Source organism: Halochromatium sp. (genome assembly GCF_046541315.1).
Lineage (GTDB): Bacteria > Pseudomonadota > Gammaproteobacteria > Chromatiales > Chromatiaceae > Lamprobacter.
In genome coordinates, this window is record NZ_JBKHDN010000152.1 from 1 (window position 1) to 6,819 (window position 6,819).

Genomic DNA, 6,819 nt, shown 5'->3' on the forward strand with positions numbered 1-6,819 from the left:
CCGCGGTCGTTTGATCTCTGGTCCTTGGAGCAGGCTGCTGCACTGGTCGAGGAGATAAGCCGCTTGCGGCCTGATTGGTTAGTCCGTATCAGGATTTTCACAGTGCAGCACCAGACCACAGGTGGCCCAATCAACGGCCATTCTGACCGGCGAGTAGATCGGGAGTGCGGTCAGAGTGACCGGCGAGGCGACCGACTCGCCCCCGCTTCCTCCGCTCGGCCTGCCTATAGCCATTCGCCCTGACGCGCGGACACGAACAGCCGCTGGAATCTGAGCTTCTAGGCCAGTGTTGCCCGGCAATCAGGTTGAGCGGCGATAACGATCAAGGCGGCGCACGACCCCCGAGAACGCTTGCAGCCAGCGCCTTATGGCACGCCCTCATCTCTGGCGCTGCGAAGCGAGAACGGCAGGCGATCACGTTTGATAGGTGGCGAGCGAGAATATTGGCATTATCTTTGCTTAACTCTCTGTACTCATGGTGAGGAAGGCCAATCCGGAAACGGCTTTTTCGATTCGCTCAACGACCAACTCAACGCACTGTTACCGTTCTGAGGAGGTGCATCATGCCGACGAATCTTCAGCAATTCCGTGAAAACGTGACCGACACTTGGGGCCGGTTCGTGCAGGGGTGGAGTCAGGGCTGGAATGAACTCTCCCACCGCGCTGCCGGGGCGATGACCCGTTTTTGGCCCAAGTCGAGCGGCACGGGCGCTCGGGACAAACACGAGCAGGAGCAGCATGCCTTGCGCAGCAGCGGCTGGGGCGTGCTGGCCGCCGAGGTCCTTGACGAGGAGGATCGCATTCGGGTGCGGTTGGAGGCGCCGGGGATGAAGAAGGAAGACTTCAATCTGACGGTCCTGGACAACTGCCTGCTCATCCACGGCGAGAAGCACGTCGAGGATGAACGCAGCGAAGGACGCTATCGCGTCATGGAGCGTGCCTACGGTGCCTTCGAGCGCTCGATCCCGCTGCCGGCGATGGTCGACATCGACCGGGCGCAAGCCCGCTACGAGCGCGGTGTGCTGCGGGTCGAGCTGCCGAAGACCGCGCCGGAACAGCGGCGCCGGGTCGCCGTGGATTGATCACTAGGCGCCATCAAGCAGGCGCGCCATGGCCTGCTCCAGGGCCCGGCCAGGGCCCCGGAGCACCAGGACATCGCCGCCGCGCAGTTCGGTGTCCAGAAGCGGCCCCGGCACGCGGATACCGGCACGGCGTACATCCAGCAGTTCGATCCCGTCAGCCTCGAGACCAAGCTGTTCCGGTGTCTGCCCAACGGCCGGGCTGTTACGGTGCAGCGTGACTGAACTCAGCTGCGGCTCCCCGACCGTTGCGCTCTCGAGCCTTCCACCGGGCGTAGCGACGACTTCGTTGGAATCCAGGAACACCGCGCGCAGCGACGCATAATGCTCCGAACGCACCTGCGCAACCGCGGTCTCCACGCGAGACTGCGGGAGGCCGAGCAGCAGCAGCAACTGCTGGGCGAACTGCAGACTGGACTCGAGATGCTCCGGAAACACCTCGGCGCCAATGGCGCGCAGGTCGGCGTCGCGATCGGCGCCGGTCTTGCGTATCAGCACGGGGGGCAGGTCGCCCTGACGCTGCAGCTGGGCCAAGGTTCGTGCGAGGCGCTCGCCATCGCGATAGGTCACGGCCAGCGCCGCAGCGCGCTCGAGACCGGCAGCGCGCAGCACACCGGGGCGGGTGCAGTCACCGTAAGCCACCAGTGCGCCGGCACTGCGGGCCTGGCGGACCCGCTCCGGGTCCAAGTCAAGCGCCAGACTCCGAATGCCCTCGCGGGCGAGTATAGCTGCCAGGTTTTGCCCGCGATCGCCATAGCCGCAGATCAAGACATGACCGGATAACGCGGTGCCTTCGCTGGCCAGTTGCGCTTCCAGGTCGGTCTCTGGTCCGGCCTTGCCGAGGCTGGTCAGGCGCGCAGCGATTGGACCATTGGATCGCAACAGCAGCGGAGCCACTGCCATGCTCAGGATGATCAGGGCGAGCAGCGACTGGCCGAGCGCCGCGGAAATCAGTTCCCGCTCCAATGCCGAGGTCAGGAGCAACAGCCCGAGTTCACCGCCCTGAGCTAGGCACAGAGCCGAACGCCAAGCGGTGGCCGACGATTGGCGGAAGAGCAGTCCAGCCAATCCAGCGACAAGGGCGGCCTTGACCAAGATCAGGCCAAGCAGGGCCGGCAGCAGCCACGGCAGCCCGCCCGCGAGCAGGCCGAGATCGAGCTGCATGCCGATCGTGGCGAAGAACAGTCCGAGCATCAGATCCCGAAACGGGCGTATATCCGCCTCGATCTGATGACGGAAGGGGGTCTCGCCAAGTAGCATCCCGGCCATGAAGGCACCCAGCGCCGGCGAGAGACCGACCAGCTCGGAGACCAGCCCCGCAGCCAAGGCCAGCAAGAGCGTCGTCAGCATGAAGAGTTCGAGCGAGCGCGTCGCCGCGATCCAATGGAGGATGCTCGGCAGTAGGCGCCGTCCCAGCAGGACCATGGCCGCGAGCGTCGCGGCGGCGACCAGGACGCGCCCGGTCAGATGGCCAAGCGCAGCCCCGCCCGCGCCGGTCAGGGCCGGCAGGGCGGCCAGAACACCCACCGCGGCCAGATCCTGGAACAGCAGCACGGCCAAGATCAGACGCCCGTGCGGCGCGGCAAGCTCGAGCTGCTCGGCGAGCTGCTTGAGCACGATGGCGGTCGAGGACAGTGCCAGCGCGATACCGAGGGCAAACGCCCCGGCAACCGAGACAGTGTCGAGCCACAACCAGAGGATCCCGCCCAGGACCAGCGCCGTCAGCACGACCTGGGCGCCGCCGAGGCCAAAGACCAGGCGCCGCATCGCTAGCAGGCGCGATACCGAGAATTCCAGCCCGATCGTGAACAGCAGCAACACCATGCCGAGTTCGGCGAGGAAACGTGTCGCGGTTGAATCCGGCAGAAGTCCGAGGGCGTGGGGTCCACTCACAATGCCGGTCGCGAGAAAGCCAAGGACCGGCGAGAGCCCGAGCTGGCGACAGAGCGCGACGGCCAGCGCGGCGATGGCCAGCAGGATCAGGATGTCTTGGAGCAAAGGTTGAAGCATGGCGAAGACAGGTCAACGGACGAGAAGGGGCGCGCGGCGAAAGACGGCCATCGAGGGCGAGCACCAGGGGTCCGGCTTGGAGGGGCATCGTCCGCGCACGCGCGGTCAGCCATTTTCAACGTCGCAAACGGCAGCGGCGCCCGCCGGGGATGCCCGAAGGCTCCCGCAGCGCGCGCCGCTTCGCATGGCGTCCGTCCTTGGATCTCGTCGTCACCTCCGTGGCGGGACGGGCTGAGCGCTCAGTCCGTTCTCACCTCGATCTTGCGCGGCTGCAACTCGGCCCGTTTCGGAATGCGCACGCGCAGCACGCCGTCCTTGAGGTTGGCCTCGACCTGTTCCGTGTCGAGTTCGGCGCTGAGGCTGAAGTTGCGCCGATAACGAGTGCCGCGCACGTCGGCATGCAGTGCCCGCATGCCGTCGGGCATCGCGATCGCGATCTCGCCCTCGAGCGTCAGGCTGTTGCGATCGACCCGGATATCGAGCCGATCCTTGGCGACGCCGGGCATATCGGCCTCGACGACGATGGCGCTGCTGTCCTCGTAGATGTCGACGCTCGGGCGCAGAATGATCTCGCGCTCAGTCGGGGTGCGCAATGCACCGCCTTCTTGCCGGGTGGTCATGTCGGTCTTGTCGTTCATCGGACCTCTCCTCGTCTGGCTGAACTGGGTGGCAACTCTGGATTACTGCACCGGGATTTGGCGCGGCTTGCCCTGCTCGCTGCGCTGCACCTGCACGTGCAGGACACCATCGCGATACGTCGCCTCGACGCGGTCCGGGTCAACGTCGTCGGGCAACGTCATGACCCGGCGAAACTCGCCGGCGAACCGCTCGCCTAGGTAATACTCGGCTTCCTCGCTCCGATCGATTGCGCGCCTGCCGGCCATCGTCAGCAGGTTGCGCTGGACCGAGATGTCCAGCGCCGCCGGATCGAGTCCGGGGGCAAAGGCATAAATGTGGACCTCGTCGTCCGAGGCACCGATGTTGATCGGTGGGAAACTGCCCCGGGCCACGGCCCGAATGCTTGCCGGTGCGCCCCAGGTGCTGAACGCGTCATCCAGCTCGCGGTTGATTCGGGCGAAGTCGTCAAACAGGGTGTCGAAACTGGTCGGATAACCGAACATGGAGATACCTCCTTCTGTGTTGATCGGCTTGTGGTCGAGACCACGCCTGTGGGTGTCGCCCGATGTGCATGCAAAAAGGAGGCCAAGATCAGGAGCGCCTCGATGACGGTCGCCGATCGGCGCTCAGGGAGGCGCTGCAATATGCACTGCTTCCTCGCGGCTGGGGATGCGCTTCTCTGTTCAGGAGGCGTAAGCTGCTGAAAATGAAGGAACGCGGAAACGGCGTTTCTGCTTTCCGTGCTGACGCTCGACCGCGAAAGCCGATCGATCAGCGTTTCCTCAGTTGCCCGGGTCGGCCCGGCGCTGGATACCGGGACAGGCCTGAATGGCCAGCCGATGCAGCCAAATCGGCCGGTCGATCGCGAGGCAAGGCGGCCAAATTGGCCGTGATGGCCGATCTCTGCGGTCAGCTGGCGTTCAGCTTGCGCCGCAGCGTGCGCTCGCCGATCCCGAGCAGTTTGGCGGCACGGCTGCGGTTGTAGTCGGCGGCCTTGAGCGCGGCATCGATCAGCAGCCATTCGGCCTCGTTGCGCAATTCACCGGCACGAAGGCGCCTTGGCTGCGCGGGCCGAGGCCGACGCGCGTTCAGCACAGCGGGACCTGAGAGCCGTGCTTGAGACAGCAGCGGCTGGACACATAAAATCCGCAGTCCGACCCACAGGATCCGGTCACCGAGTTGATTGGAGTGCCGCCATGCAGAAACAGACGCAGATCAATCTCTGGTATCTGGCCGCTGCCATAGTCGGCGTGCTTGCGCTGCAAGACCTCTGGGTGGAAGCGCAGAAGATCGAGCAGATACCTTACAGCAGGTTCGAGCGGCTGCTCCAAAACGATCAGATCGAACAGATTACGGTCCGTCGCGATTTCATCATCGGCACCTACCGGACCCCGCAGGACGGTCGTACTCGATTCGCGACGCCCCGAGTGGAGCTGGAGCTGGCGGAGCAGCTGGCCCGCTATGACGTCGAGTTCACCGGGGCCGTCGAGAGCACCTTCCTGAGGGATCTGCTCTCCTGGGTCATCCCGACCCTGCTGTTCTTCGCGCTATGGCTGTTCGTGATCCGCAAGTTCGCCGAGAAGCAGGGTTTCGGCGGGCTGATGTCGGTCGGCAAGAGCCGGGCGAAGATCTATGTCGAGACCGACACCAAGGTCGGCTTCCAAGATGTCGCCGGGGTCGATGAGGCAAAGGATGAACTCCAGGAGATCGTTGAATTCCTGCGCAGCCCCACCGATTACCGCAGGCTCGGGGCGCATGTGCCCAAGGGCGTGCTGCTGGTCGGCCCGCCCGGCACTGGCAAGACCCTGCTGGCCCGGGCAGTCGCAGGGGAAGCGCGAGTGCCTTTCTTCTCGATCAACGGTTCCGAATTCGTGGAGATGTTCGTCGGGGTGGGGGCCGCGCGAGTGCGCGATTTGTTCGAGCAAGCGCGCGACAAGACCCCGGCCATCATCTTCATCGACGAGCTGGACGCCTTGGGCCGGGCGCGCGGCTCGGTCCCGGTCGGTGGCGGCCACGATGAGCGCGAACATACGCTGAACCAGCTGCTGGTCGAGATGGACGGCTTCGACCCGGCCGAGGGTCTGGTACTGATCGCGGCCACCAACCGTCCCGAGATCCTCGATCCGGCGCTGCTGCGGGCCGGGCGCTTCGACCGGCGGGTGTTGGTCGACCGGCCAGACAAGCAGGGGCGGATCCAGATTCTGTCGGTGCACCTGAAGCGGGTGCGTCTGGCCGCAGATGCCGACGCCGAGAAGATCGCCGCATTGACGGCCGGTTTCAGCGGAGCCGATCTTGCCAATCTGGTCAATGAGGCCGCGATCTTGGCGACCCGGCGCCGCGCCGAGGCGATCACGATGGACGATTTCACGAATGCGGTCGAGCGCATCGTGGCCGGCCTCGAAAAGCGCAACCGCCTCCTGAATCGGCGTGAACGCGAGATCGTCGCCTATCATGAGATGGGCCACGCATTGCTCGCGCTGAGTTTGCCGGGCGTCGAGCCCGTCCACAAGGTGTCGATCATCCCTCGCGGCATCGGGGCGCTTGGCTACACGATCCAACGCCCGACCGAGGATCGTTATCTGATGACCCGTGAGGAGCTGCAGAACAAGATCGCCGTACTACTCGGCGGGCGTGCGGCGGAAAAGCTGGTCTTCAGACATCTCTCCACCGGTGCGGCGGACGACCTCGCCAAGGCGACCGAGATCGCCCGCAGCATGGTGACCCGTTATGGCATGGACGAGGAACTCGGCTATGTCACCTACGATTTCGCCCGCGGCTCCTTCCTCGGCTCGCCGGAATACCCCTCACCATCGCGGGATGAGTCCGGTTTCAGCGAGGCCACTGCACAGGCGATCGACGAGGCCGTCCGCACCATCATCCAGACCGTCTTCGAGCGCGCACTCGCGATCCTCAATGAGAACCGCGAGATCCTAGATCGCTGTGCCCAAGCCCTGCTGGAGCGGGAGACGCTCGACGAGGGCGACCTGCGCGAGTTGACGCACGATCTGGAGGCCGGCACCGTCGGTCGATTCGGGCGCGAGCAGCCAGAGCGAGCGCCGTCTTGAACCCGGTCCGAGGCCTGGCAGTCGGGCTTGTCGAGACCCCGACCGCG

The 6,819-nt window shown here is 65.2% G+C and carries 6 protein-coding genes; 2 read left to right on the forward strand and 4 right to left on the reverse strand.

The genetic code is table 11. The features are described 5' to 3' along the window. The first annotated feature begins 563 nt into the window (after window positions 1-563). The gene (locus ACLFQI_RS10225; protein WP_410759048.1) at window positions 564-1,082 is read left to right on the forward strand and encodes an Hsp20/alpha crystallin family protein; all 519 of its coding nucleotides are present in this window, start codon (window positions 564-566) and stop codon (window positions 1,080-1,082) included. 3 nt (window positions 1,083-1,085) lie between these two features. On the opposite strand, the gene ACLFQI_RS10230 is transcribed toward ACLFQI_RS10225, so the two are convergent. The 4 genes from ACLFQI_RS10230 to ACLFQI_RS10245 all read right to left on the reverse strand — a co-directional run bounded on the left by ACLFQI_RS10230 (window position 1,086) and on the right by ACLFQI_RS10245 (window position 4,745). After that, entirely contained in the window at window positions 1,086-3,089 is a 2,004-nt protein-coding gene (locus tag ACLFQI_RS10230) for a cation:proton antiporter (protein WP_410759050.1), read from the reverse strand. Between the two features lie 239 nt (window positions 3,090-3,328). After that, complete coding sequence (locus tag ACLFQI_RS10235) at window positions 3,329-3,727, reverse strand: Hsp20/alpha crystallin family protein (protein WP_410759051.1); 399 nt, start codon at window positions 3,725-3,727, stop codon at window positions 3,329-3,331. 42 nt (window positions 3,728-3,769) lie between these two features. Next, complete coding sequence (locus ACLFQI_RS10240) at window positions 3,770-4,210, reverse strand: Hsp20/alpha crystallin family protein (RefSeq protein WP_410759053.1); 441 nt, start codon at window positions 4,208-4,210, stop codon at window positions 3,770-3,772. A 406-nt stretch (window positions 4,211-4,616) separates the two neighbouring features. Next, window positions 4,617-4,745, reverse strand: a complete 129-nt coding sequence (locus ACLFQI_RS10245) for a helix-turn-helix domain-containing protein (RefSeq protein WP_410759055.1) — start codon at window positions 4,743-4,745, stop codon at window positions 4,617-4,619. A 158-nt stretch (window positions 4,746-4,903) separates the two neighbouring features. Between ACLFQI_RS10245 and ftsH the strand changes: the two genes are divergently transcribed. Next, a complete protein-coding gene (gene ftsH, locus ACLFQI_RS10250) occupies window positions 4,904-6,772 on the forward strand; it encodes an ATP-dependent zinc metalloprotease FtsH (RefSeq protein WP_410759057.1) in 1,869 nt (622 codons plus the stop codon). Window positions 6,773-6,819: the final 47 nt, after the last annotated feature.

Excerpts from the sequence above, each read along its gene's own strand:
- ftsH (WP_410759057.1), top strand. The coding sequence starts at position 4,904 with ATGCAGAAACAGACGCAGATCAATCTCTGGTATCTGGCCGCTGCCATA.
- ACLFQI_RS10240 (WP_410759053.1), bottom strand. The coding sequence starts at position 4,210 with ATGTTCGGTTATCCGACCAGTTTCGACACCCTGTTTGACGACTTCGCC.
- ACLFQI_RS10235 (WP_410759051.1), bottom strand. The coding sequence starts at position 3,727 with ATGAACGACAAGACCGACATGACCACCCGGCAAGAAGGCGGTGCATTG.
- ACLFQI_RS10225 (WP_410759048.1), top strand. The coding sequence starts at position 564 with ATGCCGACGAATCTTCAGCAATTCCGTGAAAACGTGACCGACACTTGG.
- ACLFQI_RS10230 (WP_410759050.1), bottom strand. The coding sequence starts at position 3,089 with ATGCTTCAACCTTTGCTCCAAGACATCCTGATCCTGCTGGCCATCGCC.